The sequence below is a fragment of the Brevibacillus borstelensis genome, assembly GCF_036700025.1.
In the GTDB taxonomy this organism is placed as follows: domain Bacteria; phylum Bacillota; class Bacilli; order Brevibacillales; family Brevibacillaceae; genus Brevibacillus; species Brevibacillus borstelensis.
In genome coordinates, this window is record NZ_CP144922.1 from 2,400,933 (window position 1) to 2,424,888 (window position 23,956).

Genomic DNA, 23,956 nt, shown 5'->3' on the forward strand with positions numbered 1-23,956 from the left:
GAACGGTACGTACGGTGGTGTGAGAGGACGGGGGTTAGTCGCCCCCTCCTACTCGATTGAGTTGCCGACCGTTTTGGCGTTTTGCTAGAATCAAAAGAAGCTATCTTGGTCTCGTTCGACCCGCCCAATAAATCTTGTCTGGAGGAACGAGTGGATGCTTTTTTTGCATCAGACTGCCAAATGCCAGCTTTTTACTCATGAAAGAAGTGGACACATGCGCATTCATCGGGATGTATTAACCCCCTTTTTGCAAACGGTAAAAATAGAAAGTCGCTCACCAGATGATCCTGTGGTCGTTCTGTCGACCCCCTATCCATGGGAATTGGTCGGTACGGGAAATTACGCGGCCGTATTCGGGCATCCCGATTATCCCGACGTCGTCGTCAAGCTGTACGCACCGGGCCGGCCGGGTTGGGAACAAGAGGTCGAGGTCTACCGGAAACTGGGGGAGACACGTTCGTTCCCGGTATGCTACCAGGCGGAGCCGCACTATCTGGTCTTGAAGCGGATACGCGGCATTTCCTTGTACGATTGCTTCCGCTACGGGATTCCCGTCCCTCCCCAGGTGATCGAGGATGTGGAAGAGGCATTGCAGGAGGCACGCTCGAAAGGCCTGTTTCCACATGACGTTCACGGCAAAAACGTCTTGATGGATCGAGGCCGCGGCTATTTGATCGACGTCTCCGACTACTACAAGAGCGACAAGCCGGACAGCAAGTGGCGTGATCTGCGAAAAGCGTACTATCGGTTTTATTTGCCGTTTATCAAAGACCGCGGCTGGAAAATGCCGCTGTGGCTTTTGGAAGGGATCCGAAGAGGGTATCGCTATTACAAAAAGCTGTCCAGGCTGCTGCGAAAGTAAGTGGCCGAGAGGCGAGATTGTTGAGCTATTCCACCTATGGTACAATAATATTTTGACGTGAATCTTTTGCGGCTGTCTGTAGTCGGGACTTAAGGAGGACTTCCATTTATGTACTTTATCATCGCTGCCGCCATTATTGCGCTTGACCAGTGGACAAAGTCTCTGGTGGTAAAACATATGGAGCTGGGACAGTCGATTCCCTTGATTCAGGATGTGCTTCATTTGACATCTCATCGCAACACGGGAGCGGCTTTCGGCATCCTTGCGAACCAACGAATGCTGTTCGTTGTGATCACGATCGCGGTCGTGGTCGGCATTTTGATCTCGCTTATTCGGATCGGCAAGTCCCAACCGCGTGTTTCACTTGCGCTTTCGATGGTTTTAGGCGGAGCGATCGGCAACTTTATTGACCGCGTCACCACAGGGAAAGTAGTCGACTTTGTCGATGTGACAGTGATCAATTTCCCTATTTTCAACGTAGCCGACATGGCGATTACCATCGGTGTGGGGCTGCTTTTGCTCGATGTTCTGCTGGATAGCAAGCGCAAGGCCGTTTAATGGATAAACGGATATTGACGGATACTAGAGTGACTACACCAGAGGAGAGTATCATGGACGATTTGGAGTTGTTTGAAAGGTATGACTGGGTGGCAGAGCCATCGGATGCAAAAGAGCGCATCGATAAATTTATTACCGGGCAAAACGAGGAGTGGTCCCGCTCTCAGGTGCAGGCCTGGATCAAGGAAGGCCGAGTCTTTGTAAACGGAGAGCCGATCAAAAGCAACTACAAGCTGTCTGCCGACGATGAGGTGACGCTGCGCGTACCGCCGCCGAAAGAAATGGAGATCCAGGCGGAGCAGATGGCGCTGGATATTGTTTATGAGGACAGCGATGTCGTGGTCGTCAACAAACCGCGGGGCTTGGTCGTCCATCCGGCACCGGGACACTATTCGGGGACATTGGTGAACGGCCTGCTTGCCCATTGCAAGGATTTGTCCGGGATCAACGGCGTCCTCAGACCGGGTATTGTCCACCGGATCGACAAGGACACGTCGGGACTGTTGATGGTGGCAAAAAACGACAAGGCGCATCTGTCGCTTGCCCATCAATTGAAGGAGCATACCGTAGACCGCAAGTACGTGGCGATCGTACACGGGGTCATCCCGCACGAGATGGGAACGATTGACGCGCCGATTGGCCGTGATCCGAAAAATCGCCAGCAGATGGCAGTCGTCTTTGAGAACAGCAAGCCGGCCGTGACTCATTTTGTCGTGCTGGAACGCTTCAAAGAGTATACACTCGTTGAGCTGAAGCTGGAGACGGGCAGAACCCATCAAATCCGTGTACATATGAAGTACATTGGCTACCCGCTGGCTGGAGATCCGAAGTACGGACCGAAGAACACGCTTGATCTGGATGGACAAGCGCTCCACGCCAAAACATTGGGCTTTGACCACCCGCGAACAGGGGAGCGCCTGCAGTTCGAAGCGCCGCTGCCAGAAGAAATGGTCGATGTGATCGATTATTTGCGGCAAGCGTAAAGCGTACGATTGGAAGGGCTTTTTCAAGATGATCACAGTAACGGAGGCAAAGGTATGCTGCGAAGACTGGCACATGTCACGCTGTACGTGAGGGACTGCGAAGAGGCGCTGCAATTCTACACGGAAAAGCTGGGCTTTGAGGTGCGGATGAGTGCCAAAATGGACTCGGGAGCCTGGTGGCTGACGGTCGGACTCCCGGGGCAGGAAGTGGAAATTGTGCTGCACGACCCGACGCATTGGCACGATCAGGAGACGGCGGAACAAATGCTGGCCCTGGTAGGGAAAAATCCGATGTGGGTGTGGGAGACGGATCGGTTTGACGAGACGTATGCGACATTCCGCGAACGGGGAGTGCACTTTGTCACTGAGCCGCGTGATCAGATGTACGGGCGCGAAGCCATTTTTGCCGATCTGTACGGAAATCTGTTTTTGTTGATGGAGCCAGCCTTGGTATAGGTGTCACATAAAAGCGATGCGATTGGAAAACGCTAGGGATTGAGAAATCATTTCCCTGGCGTTTTTTGTTTGGGAGGTAACAAAAGACAGCCGAAATGCGTCGTACGATTGAACAAGAATGAGGGAGGCAAATGCGATGCGGAAGTGTGTTTCCATCCTGTCCGGTATCGTTTGCGCAGCAGTTGTGCTGTTTGCTGGCAGCGGTATCGGCAGTGCAGCCGAACAAATCCAGACACCTGAGAGAATATTTGAGGCGAGCGTACCTGCAAGAGTGGCGTTTACCAGCAACGCGCAATTATGGCTGCTGGACGGCAGTGACCCGAAGGCAAAACCCAAGCAGATCACGACAACCGGTGCAGTGGAGATTGCAGGATGGTCGCCAGACGGAAAATGGCTGTTTTACTTGCACAACCAAAATCCGGCTGATGCTTCATCCGGAAATGTTCTGTGGGCAGTGAAAGCGGATGGATCCGGAGCCTTTCAGGTGGACCCGCGCCGGGTTCTGGAGAAACCGAAATGGGCGAGTGATGCAAAGACCTTTGCATACATGGTTCAATCCACTCAAACAGGTGGTCCAGACAATGCCTATTCTCCCGAGTTCGTCGTGGCAAGACTGGATGGGGAGCGGGTACAGAAGCTGTTGGAGCAAAGGCGGGAGATTGAGGATTTTGCCTGGCTGCCGGATGGAAAGCGTCTGCTTGTGTCTGTTCCTGCTGCAAAGGGGCGTCCTATTACTTTGGAGTTGACCGATCTTGCAGGGAAAAAGCTGGCCGCCTATGCGCTGGGGGGGCCGCCGAATGTCGAGGAAGGCATCTATCCGTATTCGGCCGAAGGACTCACATTGTCCCCTGACGGCAAACGGGTGGCCTACTATGTCCGGGTTTCATCGGGCTCACTGTCGGCCGATGGCGTAAGCATTCAGCTTTTTGACCTGACGAAGCCGGACCGAAAGCCGGTCGAGATCGGGGTGGGGCTGGCTTATCCGGAATGGTTCTCCTGGTCGCCGGATAGTTCCCGATTGGCTTTTATCGACGGGAGCGGACGCATCGCAACGGAAAACAAACATCTGACCCTTGCAGATAAAGACGGCAAGATTGTACATGCAGGACAGCCTGGCAAAGTGGACGCCCTTCCGCGTTGGCCCGAGAAAGCAGCGGACAGCTTGTATTTTGCGAGAGGGTTTGAAAATGCGAAATGGCTCGGGAATTACGATCCAAAACAGCTTCTGATCTCCGGACAACGAATCTGGATGCGAGATACGCAAGGCCGTGCGCTGCCAGTCACCAAGGGACCCGAGGGTACAGCCGATACGTATCCCCACCCTTCTCCAGACGGAAAGCAGCTGATCTTTGTCCGATTGGATGGAGCTGAGCATGGCTCTGTCTACGTTCGCACAACGGATGGGCAAGAGAAAGAGCTGGTTCGCCATGTGACGGGTGACCCGGGATACTATGCGAATTATTTGCCCGAATGGGTGGGAGTTTACTGGATTCAATCTGAGTGAAATGATTCGAGGAATATGAAAAAGTGTTGACACCTTGCCCGATTCATGACATAATGTGTTCTGACGAATCGAGAACCTTTAAATCCAGTCCCGTGAGGCTGGCAAGGGCACGGATACAAGCATGGACAAAAGAGAATGGGGCTCTGCCGCTTTTCTTCTGTCATGCCCAGTGGCTTCTTGTCAACCGGCAAGAAGCTTTTTTTCATCTCGTCAAATATGTCAAGCTGTCAGTCGGGGGAGGAAATACACATGATCAACAAAAGCGTGATTATGGATGAAGCTGCGATCCGTCGGGCTTTAACCCGGATTGCCCACGAAATTATCGAACGCAACAAGGGCGTGGAAGACTGCATCGTCGTCGGCATCAAGACGAGAGGGATTTACCTTGCAGAGCGATTGGTTGAGCGGATCGAACTGATCGAAAATGTAAGAGTTCCTGTCGGACAGCTGGACATTACATTTTACCGGGATGATTTGCAGCACAAGTCCGAGGACGCCGTACTCCACGGTTCCCAACTGCCTGATGAAATTACTGGTAAAACGGTGATTCTCGTCGACGACGTGCTCTTTACCGGCCGTACGGTGAGAGCGGCGCTGGACGCGCTGATCGACAACGGGCGTCCGCGCATGATTCAATTGGCCGTACTGGTAGACCGGGGCCACCGCGAGCTGCCGATCCGGCCGGATTTTGTAGGAAAGAACGTTCCGACCTCGCGTAGCGAAATTATCGATGTACAGCTAGCGGAAGTGGACGCCATGGACATGGTGACCATTCGCCAGTTGATCTAACTGCATACACCTCTTTAAATGGCAATCCCGTGAGGTTGCAAAGAGGTACTTGCTTCCCGTCTTTCGATGGAAGGAGTATGCCTCTTTGCGCCTCTCGCAAAGAGGTTTTTTAGTAGACAGAAACGTTATACACGCACAGGGGGATATCGAAAATGAGTCAAAAAAACTTTGTTGATGTGCACGAAACGCCGCCGATCTCCAGGCTTTTGCCGCTCAGCATTCAGCACCTGTTTGCCATGTTCGGTTCGACTGTACTGGTGCCGATTTTGACAGGCCTGGACGTGGCGACCGCACTGTTTACCAGCGGGATCGGGACGCTTCTGTTCCTCTGGATTACAAAAGGAAAGATTCCAAACTACCTGGGCTCTTCCTTTGCCTTCATCGGTCCGATCATCACAGTGAGCCAGGCTTACGGAGTCGGCACTGCACTGCTCGGCTGTCTGCTCTCAGGCCTTGTCTACATCATCGTGGCGGCCATCGTCAAGAAGGCAGGTGTCAAGTGGCTGGATCGGGTACTGCCACCGGTGGTAATTGCGTCGGTCATCGTCGTAATCGGACTTAGCCTGTCTGTCGTCGCTGTCGATATGGCGACAAAGGTAACGGTAGACGGACAATCGCACCTGTCCTTGACCTCCATCGAGATTTCGCTTGTCACGATGATCGTGACAATCCTTGCGGCAGTGATGCTGCGCGGATTTTTCGCCCTGATTCCGATTCTGATCGGGATCATCGTCGGGTATCTTTACACCCTGCTCCGCCATCCCGATTTGATCGACCTGAACAAAGTGGCTGAAGCAAAATGGTTTGTCGGCTTCTCGGGGATGTTTCACGATCACTTCAAATTCGGCGAAGTTGCAGCTGTAATCGGCAATCCTTCCGCATGGGTTGCAGCGCTGATCATTGCGCCGGTCGCATTCGTGACACTGGCAGAACACTTGGGTCATCTGCTTGTTACGAGCAAAGTCATGGACCGTGACCTGATGAAAGACCCCGGCTTGCACCGCAGCCTTTTGGGTGACGGGATTGCGACCTCTCTGGCCGCGTTCATCGGAGGACCTCCGGCGACGACGTACGGCGAAAACATCGGAGTTCTGGCAATCACTCGGGTCTACAGCCGGGTCGTGATCGGACTGGCTGCTGTCTGTGCCATCCTGTTCGCCTTCGTCGGCAAAATCAGCACGCTGCTGATGACCATCCCTACACCGGTGCTTGGCGGCGTCTCCATTATCCTGTTCGGAATCATCGCCGCCCAAGGATTGCGCATGTTCGTCGAAAACAAGGTCGACTTTTCCAACAAGCGCAATATGATCATCTCTGCCGCGATCCTCGTAACCGGGATCGGCGGCTACAAAATAAGCTTCGAAGGTGCTACCTTCTGGCAGGCATTCCTGCACAATCTGACGATTGACAACATCGCCTTCGCTACCTTCCTCGGGATCATCCTGCACGTGATTCTCCCGGGGAAAGAATCGGCGATGGGGGAAGCTCACCGCGAAGCGCAATCCTGACACGTTCCAAATTCCTTTAAAACAGTCCCGTGAGGCTGGCAAGGAAGTAGGGCGCTGTTTGCCCTGCTTGTCGAACGAAGCGAAAAGCTTCTTGCCTATGCCCGCCTCACGCGGCAGCTTGGCAAGAAGCTTTTTTTGCACACATCTACAGACGGTTTGGAGAAATCGGAAATAACGGAGGGATTCGAGATGAGTAACATGCGGCATCTGACTGGAATCAAGAATTTGTCTAGAGAAGAGATCGGCAGCCTTTTGGAGCGTGCGGATTTCTGGGCAAAGAGTCCGGGCGTGCAATCAGAGGTGTTGCGGGGACGCTTCGTCGCCAACCTGTTCTTTGAAGCAAGTACGCGGACCAGATTCTCTTTTGAAGTAGCCCAGAAGCGGCTCGGTGCCCATGTACTGAACTTCATCCCGGAGACCTCCTCCACGGTAAAAGGGGAAACCATCCTGGATACAGTGCGAACACTGGAAGCGATGGGCGTGGAAGCAGCGGTCATCCGGACTCGCAAGGACGGCCTGTTTGAAGAGCTGGCTGATCAGGTAGAGCTCCAGCTGATCAACGCCGGGGACGGTACGAACGAACACCCGACGCAGTGCCTGCTCGATTTGCTGACCATGCAGCAGCAATTTGGCAAAATCGAAGGGCTGAGCGTCGCGATCATCGGCGACTTGCGGCACAGCCGCGTCCTCGGCTCGCATCTGCACGCTCTGCCGAAAATGGGCGCCCATCTGCTGCTTGCGGGACCTGCGAGCATGATGCCGCAACCCCAGCTCGTCCCTCATGGAGTTCAAATCGTCGATATCGACGAAGCCGTCAGGACGGCTGACGTGGTCATGATGCTGCGTGTCCAGCTCGAGCGGCACACCTCCTCGCTGTTCATATCCAAGGAAGAGTATCATCTGGCCCACGGACTCACGCTGGAGCGAGCACGCATGATGAAGCCGGGAGCGGTGATCATGCACCCTGCTCCAGTGAATCGCGGAGTGGAGATTCACACGGATCTGGTCGACTGCGAGCGGTCGCTGATCCATAAGCAGGTGACCAACGGCGTAGCGGCACGCATGGCCGTCATGGAAACATTACTGAGAGGGAGCGATGTGAAATGGGAATCATCCTTGGCAACGGCAAACTGATCAATCGGACGGGAGAGCTGATCCCCGCAGAGGTGCTGGTCACTGACGGACGGATCACGGCGATAGCGGAAAAGGTAGACAGAGCCGGACACGAGTGGATCGATTGCAGAGGCGGGCTCATTTCCGCTGGCTTCATCGATGTGCACGTCCACCTTCGCGAGCCTGGCCTGGAGCAAAAGGAAACGATCGCGACCGGAGCGAATGCGGCGGTGCGAGGCGGATTTACGACCATTGCCTGCATGCCGAATACCCGGCCCTCCATCGACAGTGTCGAGACAGTCCGCTACATCCACGATAAGGCACGCGAAGCAGGTGCTGCCCGCGTCCTCCCTTACGGCGCAATTACGATCCGCCAGTTGGGCAAAGAGCTGACCGATTTTTCCGGATTGAAGGAAGCAGGGATCTTTGCCCTCACAGACGACGGCGTAGGCGTGCAATCGGCCGGCATGATGAAAAAAGCGATGCAGGAGGCGGCGGCCTTGGGTCTTTCCATCGTCGCCCACTGCGAGGACGACACGCTCTTGCCTCCGGGCGGCGCGCTGCACGACGGCGTTGTGGCCGCCCGCCACGGGCTGCCCGGTATCCCGTCGGAGTCTGAGTCGGTCCATGTGGGACGCGATATTCTGCTGGCCGAGCAGACAGGCGTTCACTATCACGTCTGCCACATCAGCGCCAAGGAATCCGTACGGCTGGTCCGCGACGGCAAACGCGCCGGAGTCAACGTCACCTGCGAAGTGACTCCGCACCATCTGCTTCTGTGCGATGAAGACATCCCGGAAGATTTGAATACGAACTGGAAGATGAACCCGCCGCTGAGGTCCCGGGACGATCGCGCGGCGCTGATCGCGGGTCTGAAGGACGGCACGATCGACATCATCGCGACGGACCACGCCCCGCATACGGCAGAGGAAAAGGCAAACGGCCTGGAGCGGGCGCCGTTTGGCATCGTCGGTCTGGAGACGGCCTTCCCGCTGCTGTACACAAACCTCGTTCTGACAGGCGAGCTTACATTGAAACAACTGGTCGATTTTCTCACGGTGAAGCCGGCTGACTGCTTCCAGTTGCCATACGGACGCCTGGAAATCGGAGCGCCAGCCGACCTGACCGTGATTGACCTGGATACAGAAAAAGAAGTAGACCCCGATACGTTTGCGAGCAAAGGCAAAAACACGCCGTTTGCCGGCTGGAAATGCAAAGGATGGCCTGCAGTAACACTGGTTGACGGGAAAATCGTTTACCGCCAAGCGTAAAAAAGGAGGAGCGAAGATGCGAGCGAGACTGATTTTGGAAGACGGTACGGAATGCGTCGGAACGGCTTTTGGAAAGGTGAAGGAAACATACGGTGAAGTCGTGTTCAACACGGGCTTGACGGGCTATCAGGAGGTATTGTCCGATCCGTCTTACTGCGGACAAATCGTCACGATGACCTATCCCTTGATCGGAAACTACGGGATCAACCGCGACGACTTCGAAGCTGTACGTCCGTATATCCACGGATTTGTGGTCAGAGAGCACTGCGACGAACCGAGCAATTGGCGCAACACCAGCACCCTTGACGAGCTGCTCAAGGCGTACGACATCCCGGGAATCGCCGGGGTGGACACGAGGATGCTGACACGGAAAATCCGCTACCACGGAACGATGAGAGGGCTCATCACGACGAGTGACGCTCCGCTTTCCGAATTGCTTGATTCGCTGCGCAGCACGCCGCTCATGACCGATCAGGTGGCCCGCGTATCGACCAAGAGCGTTTTCAGCTGCCCGGGGACGGGACATCGCGTGGTGCTGGTCGATTTCGGCGCAAAGCACGGCATCCTGCGTGAGCTGACCAAGCGCCAATGCGATGTGGTCGTGGTGCCGTACAACGTGACCGCCGAGGAAATTCGCCGCTTGCAGCCTGACGGAATCCTGCTCTCCAACGGCCCCGGCGATCCGAAAGACGTCCCGCAGGCGATCCGGATGATCAGCGAAATACTCGGAGAATACCCGATCTTCGGAATTTGTCTGGGCCACCAGTTGTTCGCGCTCGCATCCGGGGCGGACACGATGAAGATGAAATTCGGGCATCGCGGAGGCAACCATCCGGTCAAGGAAGTCGCCACCGAACGCACGTATATCACCTCGCAAAACCACAGCTACGCGGTGAAGGAAGAGTCGATCGCCGGAACCGGTCTGACGATTACGCATACGGCTCTCAATGACGGAACCGTGGAAGGGCTGAGCTGCCCGGAGAAGCGGGCCTTCTCGGTACAGTACCACCCAGAGGCCGCTCCGGGTCCATATGATTCGGGTTACCTGTTCGACCGCTTTATCGAAATGATGGAAAACGCCAAGGAGGAGAGTTCGCATGCCAAAACACGCTGATTTGAAAAAGATTCTGGTTATCGGTTCCGGTCCTATCGTGATCGGGCAGGCGGCAGAGTTTGACTACGCAGGCACGCAGGCTTGCCAGGCGCTGAAAGAGGAAGGACTGGAGGTCGTCCTGATCAACTCCAATCCGGCCACCATCATGACAGATACAAATATGGCAGACAAGGTGTATATCGAGCCGATCACGCTTGAATTTGTCACGCGTGTCATCCGGCAGGAAAAGCCGGATGGTCTCTTGCCGACGCTCGGCGGACAGACAGGCTTGAATATGGCGGTAGCCCTTGCCGAGGCAGGGGTGCTGGAAGCGGAGAACGTCAAGCTCCTCGGTACCAATCTGGATTCCATCAAACAAGCGGAAGACCGCGAGCTGTTCCGTGCGCTGATGAAGGAGCTGGGCGAGCCGGTGCCGGATTCCACAATCGTCAGCACGGTCGAAGAAGCAGTCGATTTTGCCAACGAGATCGGCTACCCGATCATCGTCCGTCCGGCCTACACGCTGGGCGGCACCGGCGGAGGCATTTGCGCGGACGAAGAGAGCCTTCGCGAGATTGTCGCCAGCGGTTTGAAATACTCGCCGATTACGCAATGCCTGATCGAGAAAAGCATTGCCGGCATGAAGGAAATCGAATACGAAGTGATGCGCGATGCCAATGACAACTGCATCGTGGTCTGCAACATGGAAAATATCGACCCGGTAGGCGTGCATACGGGCGACTCCATCGTTGTCGCGCCTAGCCAGACGTTGTCGGACCGCGAGTACCAAATGCTCCGCTCCTCCGCGCTGAACATCATTCGCGCACTGGGCATCGAGGGCGGCTGCAATGTGCAGTATGCGCTTGACCCGCACAGCTTCCAGTATTACGTGATCGAGGTCAACCCGCGCGTCAGCCGTTCTTCGGCCCTGGCCTCCAAAGCGACCGGCTATCCGATCGCCAAGATGGCGGCAAAGATCGCGATCGGCTACACCCTGGATGAGCTGCGCAATCCGGTTACCGGACAAACGTACGCTTGCTTCGAGCCGACACTCGACTACGTCGTGAGCAAAATCCCGCGCTGGCCATTTGACAAGTTCCAATCGGCCAACCGCAAGCTGGGCACCCAGATGAAGGCGACCGGAGAAGTGATGGCGATCGGTCGAACATTCGAGGAATCGATCATGAAAGCGATCCGCTCGCTGGAAGTGGGCACCTATCACCTGGAGATGAAAGGCGCATCGGAAATTGCCGAAGAAGAGCTGACGGCTCGCCTGATCGCTGCCGACGACGAGCGGCTGTTCCTTCTGGGAGAAGCGCTGCGCCGCGGATGGAGCCTTGAGAGACTTCACGACTTGACCAAAATCGACTTCTTCTTCCTGCACAAATTCCACAAGCTGGTGGCATTCGAGTCGGAGCTGGCTCAAGGTTTGACGGAAGAAAAGCTGTATACAGCCAAGCGCCTCGGATTTACGGACAGGAAAATCGCCGAGCTTGCGGGGCAAACCGAAGACGAGGTTCGCGCACTCAGAAAGCAGCACGGGTTTACGCCGGTCTTTAAAATGGTAGACACCTGCGCGGCTGAGTTTGAGGCGTCAACGCCTTACTACTACTCCAGCTACGAAGTAGAGGATGAGCGCATCGAGACAGGCAAAAAGCGGGTGATCGTGCTGGGCTCGGGTCCGATCCGCATCGGACAGGGGATCGAGTTTGACTACGCGACCGTACACGCTGTTTGGGCGCTGCAGGAAGCGGGCTACGAGGCGGTCATCATCAACAACAACCCGGAGACGGTCTCCACCGACTTCAACACATCCGACCGGCTCTACTTTGAACCGCTCTACATCGAAGACGTAATGAACATTATCGATGCGGAGAAACCGGAAGGCGTGATCGTCCAGTTCGGCGGTCAGACGGCGATCAATCTGGCAGACAAGCTGGCAGCCCGGGGGATCAAAATCCTGGGAACCAGTCTGGAGAACATCGACGCAGCAGAAAACCGGGAGAAGTTCGAGGCTCTGCTGCGCAATCTCAACATCGCCCAGCCGCCCGGAAAAACGGTCACCTCGGTACAAGAGGCAGTCGTGGCTGCGGAAGAGCTCGGCTTCCCGGTACTGGTCCGCCCGTCTTATGTGCTGGGCGGACGCGCGATGGAGATTGTCTACAACAATGACGAGCTGCTGGAGTACATGGAAAAGGCCGTAAAGGTAAACCCGGATCACCCGGTGCTGGTCGACCGCTACATGGTAGGGACCGAAGCCGAAGTCGACGCGATCTGTGACGGCGAAAACGTCCTGATCCCGGGAATAATGGAACACATCGAACGCGCAGGGGTGCACTCCGGCGACTCCATCGCGGTTTATCCGCCGCAGTCTCTGTCAGATGCGATCAAGCAGGAACTGATCGAGATGACGACCAAGCTGGCCCGCGCACTGCAAATCAAAGGGCTGCTCAACATCCAGTTTGTCATCTACAAAAACCAGCCGTACGTGATCGAAGTGAATCCGAGATCATCCAGGACCGTGCCGTTCCTCTCCAAAGTAACCGGCATTCCGATGGCCAACATCGCGACAAAGGCCATCCTCGGCCACTCGATCACAGAGCAAGGCTTTACACCGGGCTACCATCCGGAAGAAGCGATGGTTTCTGTCAAAGTGCCTGTCTTCTCCTTCGCCAAGCTGCGCCGGGTAGACATCACGCTCGGACCGGAAATGAAATCGACCGGGGAAGTCATGGGGCGTGAAAGCACCTTGGCCAAAGCGCTTTACAAAGGGCTGGTGGCTGCGGGCATGAACATCCCGACTCACGGCTCCCTGCTGGTCACCGTGGCAGACAAGGATAAAGAGGAAGCGCTGGGTATCGTCAAACGCTTCCGCATGCTCGGGTTCAAGCTGCTGGCTACGGCAGGGACAGCCGACTATCTGGAGCAGGCAGGTCTCCCCGTCACCCGCGTGAACAAATTGTCAGAGGGCACACCGAACCTCTTGGACATGATTCACAGGGGCGAAGCCAACATCGTGCTGAACACCTTGACCAGAGGCAAGACGCCGCAGCGCGACGGATTCCGCATCAGACGCGAAGCGGTGGAAAACGGGGCGGTATGTCTCACCTCGCTGGATACGGCGACGGCACTTCTGCATGTACTGGAGACGATCACCTTCTCCACGGAAGCCATGCCGGCGCAGCGCTCTGGCGCGCAAGTTGCGGTAACCGTGTAAGGGAACGGTAAGCTTGAATGAAACGGGATAGAAAAGAGGAGAGTAGTGTGCAATCACAACCAACAGATGTTCGCGAGCGGATGATCGTAGCGCTGGACTTTTCCACCAAAAAAGAAGTAGAGCAATGTCTGCAGCGCCTGGATGGACGGGTCCGCTATGTAAAGGTGGGAATGGAGCTGGCATACGCGGAAGGTCCGGCAATCGTGCACTTCCTGAAAGAGAAGGGCCTCAAAGTCTTCCTCGATCTGAAGGTGCACGACATTCCCAACACGGCCAAAGGAGCGATGCGAAGCCTGGCCCGCCACGGGGTAGACATGGTCAACGTCCACGCAGCAGGCGGCACACAGATGATGGCCGCTGCACGGGAAGGCCTGGAGCAAGGAACGCCGGCGGGCGCTGCACGCCCGCTCCTGATCGCAGTCACGATGCTGACATCTACGGGGAAAACGACGATGAACCAGGAGCTGGCTATTCCCGGGAATGTCGAGGATGTAGTCGTACACTACACGATGATGACGAAGCAAGCGGGCCTCGATGGGGTCGTTGCCTCTCCTCTGGAGGTCCCCGTGATCAAACAGGCAGCGGGCAGCTCGTTTATTACCGTGACTCCGGGGATACGGCCGCTCGGTTCGGACAAAGGAGACCAGACCCGTATCACGACACCGGAGAAGGCTTTTCAGCTAGGCAGCGATTATCTGGTCATCGGCCGGGCGATCACGGGTGCGCCGGACCCGGCGGAAGCATGGGAAAAAATCGTGCAAGAGGCAGAAGCGGCACGCATCTAGCGCGCATGGGGGAGGAAAAGCAATGATGACAAATACAAAAACTACTGCCAAGGAAATCGCGGGCAAATTGCTGGAGATCGGGGCCGTGCATCTGCGGCCGGATCAACCGTTCACCTGGACGTCGGGGATCAAGTCTCCGATTTATTGCGACAACCGGATCACGATGTCCTACCCGACTGTTCGCCGCCAGATCGCGCAAGCATTTGCGAAAGCGATCCGCGAAAAGTACCCGCAAGCGGAAGTGATCGCGGGCACGGCGACAGCTGGCATTCCGCATGCGGCTTGGGTGGCGGAAATTCTCGATTTGCCGATGATCTATGTTCGTGACAAGGCAAAAGGCCACGGGCGTCAAAATCAAATTGAAGGCGCCCTCCACAAAGGCCAAAAAGTAGTCGTCATCGAAGACTTGATCTCGACAGGCGGAAGCTCGCTGAAGGCGGCCCAGGCTGTAGCGGAGGAAGGAGCCGAAGTGCTTGGCGTGATCGCGATCTTCAGCTACCAATTCCCCGACGCTTCGGGGCTGTTCGCGGAAGCCGGCATTGAGGCAAGCACCTTGTCCAACTATACGGCATTGCTGGAAGCTGCCAAAGAGAACGGAGTTATCACTGCTGATCAGGAATCCATTCTCGCCGACTGGCGCAAATCGCCCAGAACCTTTTTTTCTTCCTAATCGCGTGTAGCACGAAGCAGAGTGACAACAGATCATCACGCTTGTGCAAAAAGCTGCGGATTTTCCCGCAGCTTTTTGCTGTTCAGACGAAAGAGGGGCAGACAAGCTATAATAGTGGTATCAGGCTTACGGGGGAAAAACCGAATCGGCAAACCATAAGGAAGAATAAGCTTGATCAAATATTCGTTCAGTTACCGACAGGAGGCATACGATGCAGACAGATGTAACCAGGTTGATCCAATCGCACCGCTCCATCCGCAAGTACACGGACAGACCGATCCCGGACGACGTGCTTGCGGATATTTTGGCAAGCGCCCAGTGGGCTCCTTCCTCGCACAACGTTCAAGCCTACAGCATTGTCGTCGTGCGTTCAGCGGAAAAGAAAAAACAGCTGGCCCAGCTATGCGGGGGACAGAAATGGGTGGAGACATGTCCCGTCTTTCTTGTGTTTTGCGCTGATTTCTACAAGTTGAAGCTGGCGAGCGACATGCACGGAAGCGAATTTTTGGCTGACGAGGTGGAAAATATGCTGGTGGCCGCCGTAGATACGGCATTGGCAGCGGAAAACGCGCTAGTCGCCGCTCGTTCTCACGGTCTGGGCGGAGTAATGATCGGCGGAATACGCAATCAGCCGGAGGATGTCGCCCGCCTGCTTAAGCTTCCTGTGCTAACCGCTCCGATCATGGGCATGTGCCTGGGCTATCCCGATCAAGACGTGGAGCAAAAGCCAAGACTGCCCAAGCGTGCGGTCATCCATGAAGAGGAATACCGGACGGAGCATTTGCCGGAAGCGCTGGAGGAGTACGAAGCGGTTTCCGCCGAATATTATGCCCGCAGAACAAGGAAAGATCATGCGGAAGGCTGGACCAAACAGATGGCCGATTATTTGCAAAAACCAAGGCGTCCGCATCTTGGCGACTTTTTAAGGAAGCAGGGATTTCCTTTGAAGTAGGAGCCGAGATCAGCCAGGGGGAACGGAAAAAAGTGCCCAAAGTTTCGCAGTAGGAAACCGGGCACTTTTTGTTTGTCAATTCTTGACAATGCTTGGTATGCTAGTAAGATTAATGGTGTTTGCATTATCGGGATTGGAGATGACAGTTTGTTGAACCGGGAGCTTTTACAGCCTTCTTTGGCGAATGGAGAGATACGTGTAACCAAATCTTACGACATTGATCGTTTTTTTTATCTCGGCTTTTTCGGCGGCGTGCTGCCGGTCATGATTTTGGGTACGAGAAATGCGATATGGCTGCGGTGCAGCAAGAAGATGATCGCGATGCTGCTTGGAATCAGCTTGCTTCTTTGCGGATTGAAGCTCGCTTACGTCGCCTGGACGGGAGCCGACAGCGTAGCGCTTCTGTCACGGATCATGGGCGTCGCCCTGGCAGTTGTCTATCGATACGCCCAACGAAAGCGCTACAAGCTGCATTCCGTCATCATCGGTGAGGATCAGCCGATTTTTTGGTGGGGACTGCTTGCCGTGGTGGCCGGAATCGTATTCGACAGTTGGCTGGTGACGATGGGGAAGGGGATTCACGATGTCTTTGATCAGGGATGACAATAACGTAGCCTGGCAGGAAGCCATGCATTTGTACCACATGGGGCGCTATGAACAGGCAAAAGAAAAATTCATGCCGTTTTTGGCAACCAGTCAGGAGGACGGTCAGCTGCTGTTCTTCGTAGCCTATTGCTCTTTCAAGCTGGACCAGCTGGACGAAGCCGAGACGTTTGCCCGCGAAGCTTTGCGCGTCGGCTACTTCGGGGAAGAGGTATACTCGCTGCTTGGTATTATTTGCAAGGCAAAGGGCGCTTACGCTGAGGCGGAAGAATTTTTTTTGGCCGGCCTTGCCAAAAATCCGCAGGACGGCGATTTACTCGCCCAATACGGGTATTTGATGCTGGTCACCGGTTACGAGGAAAAGGCGAAGCTGTTGATGGCTGAAGCGATGCGAGTCGACCCGGAAAGCGAAGTCGTCCTGCACTACCATTACCATTTTTTGCGGGCGTACGATGAGGTCGAAGCCCAGCAGGAAACGATCCGAAAATACAACGAAATCGCCGGAAGTGATGTTGACAAGCTGATGAAAATGGGGCTGGCCGCACTGGATCGGGGAAATTATCGGGAAGCCCGGGAGTGTTACCGGCAGGCCTATTTGCTGGATCCCGGCAATGAACCGCTCTTGTATGCGATCGAAGAAATCGACGAGATCATCCATCCGGTCTTTTTCCCGAATCGCTTGATGCAGAAAACGGGCGGGCCGGTCGTCTGGTGGATTTGTTTTATCGGGGCCGTTTTTCTTTTCGGCAAGCTAGACTGGGAGGGGGCTGCGGGAGTCCTCGCCATGGTCTACGTCCCTTTCTGCATATATACATGGATCTCCCCTTTCATTTACCGGGCAGTGCGAAAATGGGGGCGCTATCGGTAAAGGCCCAGCCACCTGAGCGGCTTGCTGGCTTGATAGCCGAGGTAATAGAACAACTCGCGAAGAAAAAAAGGAGCTTTTGTCTTCAGGCTTTGATAGGCTGAGGTGGGCGTCGGCGAGGAGTATGCCTCCATCCCCAGGTCGTGGGCCATGGCCAGAGAGCGTTTCATGTGCAGCGGATCGCTGACAATCGTAAAGCTGCGCCAGTTTGCGGTACGGGCAACCTCGAGTGCGAATGAAAGGTTTTCTTCCGTAATAGTAGAGCGGTTTTCCAACAAAATATCGGCAGGGTGCACCCCATGCTTGATGGCGTAATCGCGAGCTACCTCGGATTCGGCTTCGGCGCTGTCTGCGCTTTTGCCGCCTGTAAACAGGATTCCTTGGACATACCCGTTCTGGTACAGCCAGATAGCGTGGTCGATCCGTTCCCGAAACACCGGGGAAGGCTGCGAATCCCAGACGGCTGCTCCGAGGACGATGGCCGCATCTGTCTTTCCCCAATAGCGGACGGAGGCAAAGGACCAAATGCTGTAGGCTGCGTGAGACACCGTCAGTAGAACAAGCAGCGACAACAGCAATAAAACGCGGGTAGATCGCTTTTTTTTCATTTTCATGAAGAACCCCCAAGTGGAAACCGAAATTCCGTGAAAAGGAATGAAATTGTACAAATGCCGGAAAAAAGAGACTTGTCCGTCAACAAGCGGGCTGCAAGTCTCTTTTTTGCTGCTTATGAATACAATCCACCCGTATAGATGGCTGCCAATGTTTTCGCGATCTCGTCCAGTTGAGCTTGATGTTCTCCCCGAACGATTTCCCAGAGGTACATTTCATGCGAGTAAAACCAGCCGCGTGCGACCAGCTCCGGATCAAGTCCGGTCCGTGCCAAGCCGTTCTGCTGGGAATAGGCGATGTCCTGGGCAATTCTGTTGATGAAGCGCTCGCGGATCTCGGCCCATTTTTGCGAAGCAGAGGCCGAGACGCCAATCGCCTCTCCAAATACCTGCAGCATCTTGCGCTCAGACTCAGCCATTCGTAAAAAGGCAGTCGTCTGGTACAGAATAAGCTCTTCAGCTTCGGCGCGGGAAGCGGGTGTAAAGGGAAGCTCTGCAATACTGTAGAATGCCGTCATGACATCTTCCATCAAAACGATCAGGAGGTCATCCTTGCCTGTAAAGTGGACATAGGCGGTACCGTATCCTGTTTTTGCCCGCTTGATGATCTGGGAGATCGTTGCTTTGTGGAAGCCTTCCTCGCGAAATACTTCTTTGGCTGCTTCCAACAGCTTGTGCCGGGTGTGCAGCGAACGCAAATGGCGTCCATCCGTTACGCTCTTTGTCTCTTCCACAGCACCGCCCTCCTTTACCAACTAGAATACAGGGAAATAAGGGAAAAAGGAAGAGAGGCGGACTCCAAAGCCAACTAATTCAAAATATTGACACTATGTCAACTTTTCTGTAATCTTGTGCTAACAACCGATACGAAGGAGGTTTTCCCTTGAAGGAATCTGCGTTTTCGCCCACGGAAGAATTTGCTCTGGAGCAGGACAATCGCGATGCTCTGGGTCCTTTTCGCGAAGAGTACTACCTTCCGCAAGGTATTGTCTACCTGGATGGAAACTCGCTTGGGATGTTGTCAAAAAGGGCCGAGCGTACCCTCATGGACTCGCTGAACGATTGGAAACGGATGGGGATTGATGGGTGGACACAAGGGGAGCGACCGTGGTTTTACCAGGCGGAGAGGCTGGGGGCTTGTCTGGCGCCGCTTGTCGGAGCGGATCCCGATGAAGTGATTGCAAGCGGTTCCACAACGGTCAATCTCCACCAGTTGGCGTCCACCTTTTATCAGCCTGAGGGGAAACGGACCAAAATTCTCGCCGATGAGCTTACCTTTCCCTCGGATATTTATGCCTTGCAAAGCCAGATCAGGCTGCGTGGACTCGATCCGCATGAGCATCTGGTCTTGGCAGCCAGCCGCGATGGCCGCTTTCTGGAGGAGGACGACATCATCGCTTGCATGACTGAAGAGATCGCCCTGATCGTCCTCCCCACTGTTTTGTATCGAAGCGGACAGCTCCTCGATATCCCGCGATTGACGGAGGAAGCGCACAAGCGGGGAATCATGATCGGCTTTGACGGCTGTCATTCGGTCGGTGCGATTCCGCATCGATTCAGCGAATGGGATGTCGACTTTGCCTACTGGTGCAACTACAAGTACCTCAATGGCGGGCCTGGCAGTGTTGGCGCGCTGTACGTAAACCGGAAGCACTTCGGGCGGTTGCCAGGACTGGCCGGCTGGTTCGGATCGGACAAAGAGAAACAGTTTGATATGGAGCTGAGCTTTTCGCCCGCGCAGACGGCTGGAGCGTACCAGATCGGGACGCCGCATATTTTGAGCATGGCCCCCTTATTCGGAGCGCTGTCCATGTTCGAGGAGGCGGGAATAGACCAGATTCGCCAGAAGTCCTTGCAGCAGACTGCCTATTTGATGGATCTGCTTGATGAGGAGCTTGCGGATCACGGCTTTGTCATCGGAAATCCGCGAGAGGATGCGAGGAGAGGGGGACATGTCAGCCTGGAGCATCCGGAAGCGGCCCGCATCTGCAAGGCTTTGAAAGATAGCGGGGTGATTCCGGATTTTCGGGCGCCAAACGTGATACGCCTGGCACCAGTAGCCCTGTATACCTCATACCATGATGTATGGCGTGCCGTCCAAATCCTGAAGCGGATTATGGAGGAGCGGACGTATGAACGTTACGAGAACAAACGCGGCGTGGTCGCTTGAAGCACAATAAATCTGCCGGAAACGCAGGAGAGGAGCTGCCAGGAATATGAACTGGATTGACATATCGCGTCCGCTCGCGCCCGGTGCCCCTACATGGCCTGGCGATACGCCGTTTCACTACGAGGTGAGCTGGCCGAAATCCGAGAGCGGCTCTGTCAATGTAGGCAAGCTGACGATGAGCCTGCATACGGGTACACATGTAGACGCTCCTTATCACTTTGACGATGACGGGAATAAAATTCTTGATTTGCCGATCGAGATTTACATCGGTCCGGCTATAGTTCTGGATGTGTCCGGGAAACAGAGCGTCGGAGCCGCCGATCTGGACGGTATCGATCTGACAGGGGTGGAACGGCTTTTGCTCCGTACCGGCTCGTGGCCCGATCCTGGGCGTTTTCCTTCTGATATCTGTTATCTCCGCTCTGATCTGGCTCCTTTTTTAGCGGAGCAGGGCATTCGCCTGATCGGTGTCGACGTCCCGTCGGTCGATCCGCTGGACAGCAAGGAGCTGCCGGCTCATCACAGTCTGCACGCCTGCCATATTCACATTTTGGAGGGGCTGCTGCTGGATCATGTAGAGCCGGGACAGTACGAGCTGATAGCCCTGCCGCTGCCGCTCGTCCAGGCGGACGGAAGTCCTGTTCGTGCCGTATTGCGCCGTTTAGCACAGGGAAATGAATAAGACATCGCGGAGCCGGATGCTTTCGGCCATGCTGCTCGCTGTTACTTGAAAAAGGGGAGGAAAAGCCGTTGACCAGAGAGCTGTCGGATTACGAGAAATACATTCGGACAGAGGAACTGCTCGGGTTGCAAAAGCGTGAGGATGAGTTGGCGTGCGCGGATGAACTGACCTTTCAGGTGATTCATCAGATCGCGGAGCTGCATTTCAAACTCGTCATGCAATATCTGCAAATGGCCAAATCGGCGATGGTCGCAGGGGAGCCTGACAAGGCAAAGGAACATCTGCACCGCGTCAATCTCCACATGAAGCATCTGCCGGAAGTATTTACGATGGTCAAAGTGATCAGTCCGTTGGATTACCATACCATACGGCTCGCGCTCGGGAGGGGCAGCGGACAGGATTCGCCGGGGTTCAATCAGATCCTCCAGTTTGGCCCGACCCTTTGGGAGCCATTTGAAAAGCTCCTGGGCGAAAAGGGACTGTCTCCTCTCGACGTGCACAAAGAGCCCACGGCACATCTCGCCTTGTATCAGCTGATGCAGGAGCTGATCCAGTTTGACGAGGGCTTCCAAAGCTTTCGCTATCAGCATCTGCAGCTAGTGCGCCGGATGATCGGCCTGGAGACAAACAGCCTCAAGGGGATACCGGCCCAAGCGCTGCAGAAGGGGGTCCGACACGAGTTTTATCCGGTGTTATGGAAGGCGATCAGCGAGTTGACCGACTGGACCGGCTCCAGCTACAATCCGCGGCCGCTCGGCGAGTAAACAGCTTCTCTCGAATGGAAAAATGTCTCCATTCGAGAGAAGTTTTTTTGTCAGTGGAGAAGCTTCAAGTCTTAAAGCGGGTGATAGTGCTACACTTTCCCCTGTTCTCGTACTTTGAACCAACAGGCATTATTTTAGTGAATTTTCAGAAATGTATCGAGCGTTCCTCCATATATTTAAGTAGACAACTCCACACAAGTCCAAAAAGGGGTGAAAATAATGGGGGAATCCGGGAAAAGCCGGGCATGGGAAGCGTATCGGTATCCCATCCTTTTGTTGGTTGCGATCCTCATCGGCGGCGTGATAGGGTGGGTGGCCGGACCGAAGGCAGATGTGCTCAAACCGTTTGGCGACATTTTTATCAATCTGATGTTCACCATTGTCGTGCCGCTGGTCTTTGTCAACATCAGCAGCGCGGTAGCCAGCATCGCAAACTTGAAGCGGCTGGGAAAAATCCTGGGCGTGATGCTGGCAGTCTTTGTCGCTACGGGTATCGTTTCATCTGTGCTGATGATCGTCGGAGTTTCGCTTGTTCCGCCGGCTGATGGTGTTCAAATCGAACTCAAAGCACCGGACGAGCTGAAGCCGCTGCAAACGGGAGAGCAGTTCGTAAACGCCTTTACCGTGCCCAATTTTAGCGATCTGCTGTCGCGGAAAAACATGCTGGCACTCATTGTCTTTTCGATCTTGTTCGGCCTTGCGGTAAGTCTTACCGGAGAAAAAGGGAGGAGGGTAGCAGACGGCCTCTCTCTTTTGTCCGAGGTAATGATCAAGCTGATCAAGCTGCTGATGTACTATGCTCCGATTGGGCTGGGTGCCTACTTTGCCACGCTCGTCGGGGTATTCGGGCCGGAGCTGTTAGGTTCGTACGCCCGGGCGATGTCGGTGTACTATCCGATTGCAATTTTGTATTTCTTCCTGTTCTTCACGTTGTATGCGTATATGGCAGCAGGCAGGGGAGGTCCGGGAAAGTTTTGGCGGGCAGCCGTCTCTCCTGCCGTCACTTCGCTTGCGACATCGAGCAGCGTAGCGACCATTCCAGTCAATCTGGAAGCGACGGCCCGGCTCGGTGTGCCAAAGGACATCCGCGAGATCGTCATCCCGCTCGGAGCCACTGCCCATATGGATGGTTCCTGTCTGAGCGCCATTCTGAAAATTTCATTTCTGTTTGGCTTGTTTCAAATGCCGTTTCACGGGTTTGAGACATACGTGACAGCCATTGTCATCGCTGTTCTGAGCGGTGTGGTCATGTCTGGCGTCCCGGGCGGCGGCTTTATCGGGGAAATGCTGATCGTTACGATGTACGGTTTTCCGCCGGAAGCACTGCCGATCGTCGCGATGATCGGAACGCTGGTCGATCCCCCTGCGACGATGGTGAACGCTACCGGGGATACTGCCGCCAGCATGCTCGTTTCTCGCATCCTCGAGGGCAAAGGGTGGATGAACAAAGCATGAATCCCGGAAATTCCATTGAGATCATGAAAAGGTGCATCCCTTTTGCGAAGATGCATGGCTGCGGCAACGACTTTTTGATTATGGACAATCGGCAGGAAGAATGGGAGGGCAAGGAGCTCGGAGCAATCGCCCGTCGGCTGTGCAATCGGGAAACGGCATTGGGAGCTGACGGATGCATGTGGGTGGAGAAGTCCGACGTTGCCGATTTTTCCATGCGTTACTTCAACGCAGATGGCAGCGAAGGGGAAATGTGCGGGAACGGGGCCAGATGTATTGCCCGTTACGCCTTTGAAAAAGGGATTGCGCCTGCAGCGATGCGGTTTGCTGCCAAAGACGGCCTGTATCATTCTCTTGTGGAAGGTCGATGGGTAGACGTGTACTTTCCGGCAATGGACAGGGCTGACTTTTTCCTGAATCGCCGTTATGAAGCCATGGATGGAGCTCGTCAATACCATTTTGCCGTGGTCGGTGTGCCGCATACGGTCTGGTTTGTCGCGGATACAGAAGAGATGAGTGACGAGCAGGTATCAGCCTGGGGAAAAGCGATCCGGTACGATCACTCGATCTTTCCTGACGGCGTCAATGTGAACTTTGTGCAAATAGCTGACGAAAACAAGCTCAAGATCCGGACGTATGAGAGGGGAGTAGAGCGAGAGACGCTCGCCTGCGGCTCGGGTGCGACGGCCAGCGCAATCACGTCGTCGTTGCTCGGTCTGGTCGCGTCGCCGGTAACAGTCTTGACCAGGGGAGGAGAGCTTAGGGTTTCCTTTCGCCTTGAAAACAATCTGGTCAGAGACATCGTTCTCGGAGGACCGACGAGGTGGGTAGCTTCCGGGTACCTCTTGCCGGAAATGTGGATGTAAGAGGAAGAGCGGTTTATAGATCGAGTTGGGATAACGAACAGGCTGTGACGGTTAAAAAGTTGTTAGAATGACAAACAGACTGCGAAGGTGAAACGAAAAGAAGCATGCTTTCCACCAAGCCGCCAAGCTCTGCTCAGGAAAGAATTTTGCAGAGCGCTCCCGGTCGGCTGCCTGAGGAAAAC

The 23,956-nt window shown here is 54.9% G+C and carries 23 protein-coding genes; 21 read left to right on the top strand and 2 right to left on the bottom strand.

The genetic code is table 11. From position 1 onward, the window contains the following. Nucleotides 1-214: 214 nt before the first annotated feature. From V5G20_RS11210 to V5G20_RS11285, 16 genes are all read left to right on the top strand, one after another. On the top strand, nt 215-862 hold the full coding sequence (locus V5G20_RS11210; RefSeq protein ID WP_031932973.1) for a serine/threonine protein kinase: 648 nt from the start codon (nt 215-217) through the stop codon (nt 860-862). Nucleotides 863-970: 108 nt separating this feature from the next. After that, nucleotides 971-1,420, top strand: a complete 450-nt coding sequence (gene lspA, locus V5G20_RS11215) for a signal peptidase II (RefSeq protein ID WP_003386201.1) — start codon at nt 971-973, stop codon at nt 1,418-1,420. Nucleotides 1,421-1,473: 53 nt separating this feature from the next. Next, the gene (locus V5G20_RS11220) at nt 1,474-2,403 is read left to right on the top strand and encodes an RluA family pseudouridine synthase (RefSeq protein ID WP_031932972.1); all 930 of its coding nucleotides are present in this window, start codon (nt 1,474-1,476) and stop codon (nt 2,401-2,403) included. 54 nt (nt 2,404-2,457) lie between these two features. Continuing rightward, on the top strand, nt 2,458-2,859 hold the full coding sequence (locus V5G20_RS11225; RefSeq protein WP_003386199.1) for a VOC family protein: 402 nt from the start codon (nt 2,458-2,460) through the stop codon (nt 2,857-2,859). 136 nt (nt 2,860-2,995) lie between these two features. Further along, nucleotides 2,996-4,363, top strand: a complete 1,368-nt coding sequence (locus V5G20_RS11230; RefSeq protein WP_338463410.1) for a hypothetical protein — start codon at nt 2,996-2,998, stop codon at nt 4,361-4,363. 249 nt (nt 4,364-4,612) lie between these two features. Further along, nucleotides 4,613-5,152: a bifunctional pyr operon transcriptional regulator/uracil phosphoribosyltransferase PyrR gene (gene pyrR, locus V5G20_RS11235; protein WP_003386197.1), complete on the top strand. Its 540-nt coding sequence runs from the start codon at nt 4,613-4,615 to the stop codon at nt 5,150-5,152. 152 nt (nt 5,153-5,304) lie between these two features. Next, nucleotides 5,305-6,660, top strand: coding sequence for a solute carrier family 23 protein (locus V5G20_RS11240; protein ID WP_031932970.1), 1,356 nt, complete (start codon nt 5,305-5,307; stop codon nt 6,658-6,660). A gap of 189 nt (nt 6,661-6,849) precedes the next feature. Then, a complete protein-coding gene (locus tag V5G20_RS11245) occupies nt 6,850-7,794 on the top strand; it encodes an aspartate carbamoyltransferase catalytic subunit (protein ID WP_285854634.1) in 945 nt (314 codons plus the stop codon). Beyond that, complete coding sequence (locus tag V5G20_RS11250; RefSeq protein ID WP_003386194.1) at nt 7,764-9,044, top strand: dihydroorotase; 1,281 nt, start codon at nt 7,764-7,766, stop codon at nt 9,042-9,044. Before V5G20_RS11245 ends, V5G20_RS11250 begins: the two co-directional genes overlap by 31 nt. Nucleotides 9,045-9,060: 16 nt before the next feature. Continuing rightward, entirely contained in the window at nt 9,061-10,158 is a 1,098-nt protein-coding gene (locus V5G20_RS11255) for a carbamoyl phosphate synthase small subunit (RefSeq protein WP_031932968.1), read from the top strand. Continuing rightward, entirely contained in the window at nt 10,142-13,354 is a 3,213-nt protein-coding gene (gene carB / locus V5G20_RS11260; protein ID WP_031932967.1) for a carbamoyl-phosphate synthase large subunit, read from the top strand. The genes V5G20_RS11255 and carB overlap by 17 nt, the downstream gene beginning before the upstream one ends. A gap of 17 nt (nt 13,355-13,371) precedes the next feature. After that, the gene (pyrF, locus tag V5G20_RS11265; protein WP_051925551.1) at nt 13,372-14,139 is read left to right on the top strand and encodes an orotidine-5'-phosphate decarboxylase; all 768 of its coding nucleotides are present in this window, start codon (nt 13,372-13,374) and stop codon (nt 14,137-14,139) included. Between the two features lie 25 nt (nt 14,140-14,164). Continuing rightward, nucleotides 14,165-14,809, top strand: a complete 645-nt coding sequence (pyrE, locus tag V5G20_RS11270; RefSeq protein WP_003386189.1) for an orotate phosphoribosyltransferase — start codon at nt 14,165-14,167, stop codon at nt 14,807-14,809. A 211-nt stretch (nt 14,810-15,020) separates the two neighbouring features. After that, nucleotides 15,021-15,761, top strand: a complete 741-nt coding sequence (gene nfsA / locus V5G20_RS11275) for an oxygen-insensitive NADPH nitroreductase (RefSeq protein WP_003386188.1) — start codon at nt 15,021-15,023, stop codon at nt 15,759-15,761. Nucleotides 15,762-15,911: 150 nt separating this feature from the next. After that, nucleotides 15,912-16,364, top strand: coding sequence for a hypothetical protein (locus V5G20_RS11280; protein ID WP_003386187.1), 453 nt, complete (start codon nt 15,912-15,914; stop codon nt 16,362-16,364). Next, nucleotides 16,345-17,232 (top strand): tetratricopeptide repeat protein, encoded by an 888-nt coding sequence (locus V5G20_RS11285; protein WP_338463411.1) that lies wholly within the window; start codon nt 16,345-16,347, stop codon nt 17,230-17,232. The genes V5G20_RS11280 and V5G20_RS11285 overlap by 20 nt, the downstream gene beginning before the upstream one ends. On the opposite strand, the gene V5G20_RS11290 is transcribed toward V5G20_RS11285, so the two are convergent. Then, on the bottom strand, nt 17,223-17,843 hold the full coding sequence (locus tag V5G20_RS11290; protein WP_031932965.1) for a YdcF family protein: 621 nt from the start codon (nt 17,841-17,843) through the stop codon (nt 17,223-17,225). The two genes, V5G20_RS11285 and V5G20_RS11290, sit on opposite strands and share 10 nt — an antisense overlap. A gap of 113 nt (nt 17,844-17,956) precedes the next feature. Next, the gene (locus V5G20_RS11295) at nt 17,957-18,574 is read right to left on the bottom strand and encodes a TetR/AcrR family transcriptional regulator (RefSeq protein WP_003386184.1); all 618 of its coding nucleotides are present in this window, start codon (nt 18,572-18,574) and stop codon (nt 17,957-17,959) included. Between the two features lie 149 nt (nt 18,575-18,723). On the opposite strand from V5G20_RS11295, the gene kynU reads away from it, so the two are divergent. From kynU to dapF, 5 genes are all read left to right on the top strand, one after another. After that, entirely contained in the window at nt 18,724-20,010 is a 1,287-nt protein-coding gene (gene kynU, locus V5G20_RS11300; protein ID WP_024982935.1) for a kynureninase, read from the top strand. Between the two features lie 46 nt (nt 20,011-20,056). After that, the gene (gene kynB, locus V5G20_RS11305; RefSeq protein WP_003386182.1) at nt 20,057-20,692 is read left to right on the top strand and encodes an arylformamidase; all 636 of its coding nucleotides are present in this window, start codon (nt 20,057-20,059) and stop codon (nt 20,690-20,692) included. A gap of 68 nt (nt 20,693-20,760) precedes the next feature. Next, nucleotides 20,761-21,456 carry a tryptophan 2,3-dioxygenase family protein gene (locus V5G20_RS11310; RefSeq protein WP_003386180.1) on the top strand — a complete coding sequence of 232 codons (696 nt, stop codon included), beginning with the start codon at nt 20,761-20,763 and terminating at the stop codon, nt 21,454-21,456. Nucleotides 21,457-21,675: 219 nt separating this feature from the next. Next, entirely contained in the window at nt 21,676-22,911 is a 1,236-nt protein-coding gene (locus V5G20_RS11315; protein ID WP_003386179.1) for a dicarboxylate/amino acid:cation symporter, read from the top strand. Continuing rightward, nucleotides 22,908-23,774 carry a diaminopimelate epimerase gene (gene dapF / locus V5G20_RS11320; protein ID WP_003386178.1) on the top strand — a complete coding sequence of 289 codons (867 nt, stop codon included), beginning with the start codon at nt 22,908-22,910 and terminating at the stop codon, nt 23,772-23,774. The genes V5G20_RS11315 and dapF overlap by 4 nt, the downstream gene beginning before the upstream one ends. Nucleotides 23,775-23,956: the final 182 nt, after the last annotated feature.

Excerpts from the sequence above, each read along its gene's own strand:
- V5G20_RS11210 (WP_031932973.1), top strand. The coding sequence starts at position 215 with ATGCGCATTCATCGGGATGTATTAACCCCCTTTTTGCAAACGGTAAAA.
- lspA (WP_003386201.1), top strand. The coding sequence starts at position 971 with ATGTACTTTATCATCGCTGCCGCCATTATTGCGCTTGACCAGTGGACA.
- V5G20_RS11220 (WP_031932972.1), top strand. The coding sequence starts at position 1,474 with ATGGACGATTTGGAGTTGTTTGAAAGGTATGACTGGGTGGCAGAGCCA.
- V5G20_RS11225 (WP_003386199.1), top strand. The coding sequence starts at position 2,458 with ATGCTGCGAAGACTGGCACATGTCACGCTGTACGTGAGGGACTGCGAA.
- V5G20_RS11230 (WP_338463410.1), top strand. The coding sequence starts at position 2,996 with ATGCGGAAGTGTGTTTCCATCCTGTCCGGTATCGTTTGCGCAGCAGTT.
- pyrR (WP_003386197.1), top strand. The coding sequence starts at position 4,613 with ATGATCAACAAAAGCGTGATTATGGATGAAGCTGCGATCCGTCGGGCT.
- V5G20_RS11240 (WP_031932970.1), top strand. The coding sequence starts at position 5,305 with ATGAGTCAAAAAAACTTTGTTGATGTGCACGAAACGCCGCCGATCTCC.
- V5G20_RS11245 (WP_285854634.1), top strand. The coding sequence starts at position 6,850 with ATGAGTAACATGCGGCATCTGACTGGAATCAAGAATTTGTCTAGAGAA.
- V5G20_RS11250 (WP_003386194.1), top strand. The coding sequence starts at position 7,764 with ATGGGAATCATCCTTGGCAACGGCAAACTGATCAATCGGACGGGAGAG.
- V5G20_RS11255 (WP_031932968.1), top strand. The coding sequence starts at position 9,061 with ATGCGAGCGAGACTGATTTTGGAAGACGGTACGGAATGCGTCGGAACG.
- carB (WP_031932967.1), top strand. The coding sequence starts at position 10,142 with ATGCCAAAACACGCTGATTTGAAAAAGATTCTGGTTATCGGTTCCGGT.
- pyrF (WP_051925551.1), top strand. The coding sequence starts at position 13,372 with ATGAAACGGGATAGAAAAGAGGAGAGTAGTGTGCAATCACAACCAACA.
- pyrE (WP_003386189.1), top strand. The coding sequence starts at position 14,165 with ATGACAAATACAAAAACTACTGCCAAGGAAATCGCGGGCAAATTGCTG.
- nfsA (WP_003386188.1), top strand. The coding sequence starts at position 15,021 with ATGCAGACAGATGTAACCAGGTTGATCCAATCGCACCGCTCCATCCGC.
- V5G20_RS11285 (WP_338463411.1), top strand. The coding sequence starts at position 16,345 with ATGTCTTTGATCAGGGATGACAATAACGTAGCCTGGCAGGAAGCCATG.
- V5G20_RS11290 (WP_031932965.1), bottom strand. The coding sequence starts at position 17,843 with ATGAAAATGAAAAAAAAGCGATCTACCCGCGTTTTATTGCTGTTGTCG.
- kynB (WP_003386182.1), top strand. The coding sequence starts at position 20,057 with ATGAACTGGATTGACATATCGCGTCCGCTCGCGCCCGGTGCCCCTACA.
- V5G20_RS11315 (WP_003386179.1), top strand. The coding sequence starts at position 21,676 with ATGGGGGAATCCGGGAAAAGCCGGGCATGGGAAGCGTATCGGTATCCC.
- dapF (WP_003386178.1), top strand. The coding sequence starts at position 22,908 with ATGAATCCCGGAAATTCCATTGAGATCATGAAAAGGTGCATCCCTTTT.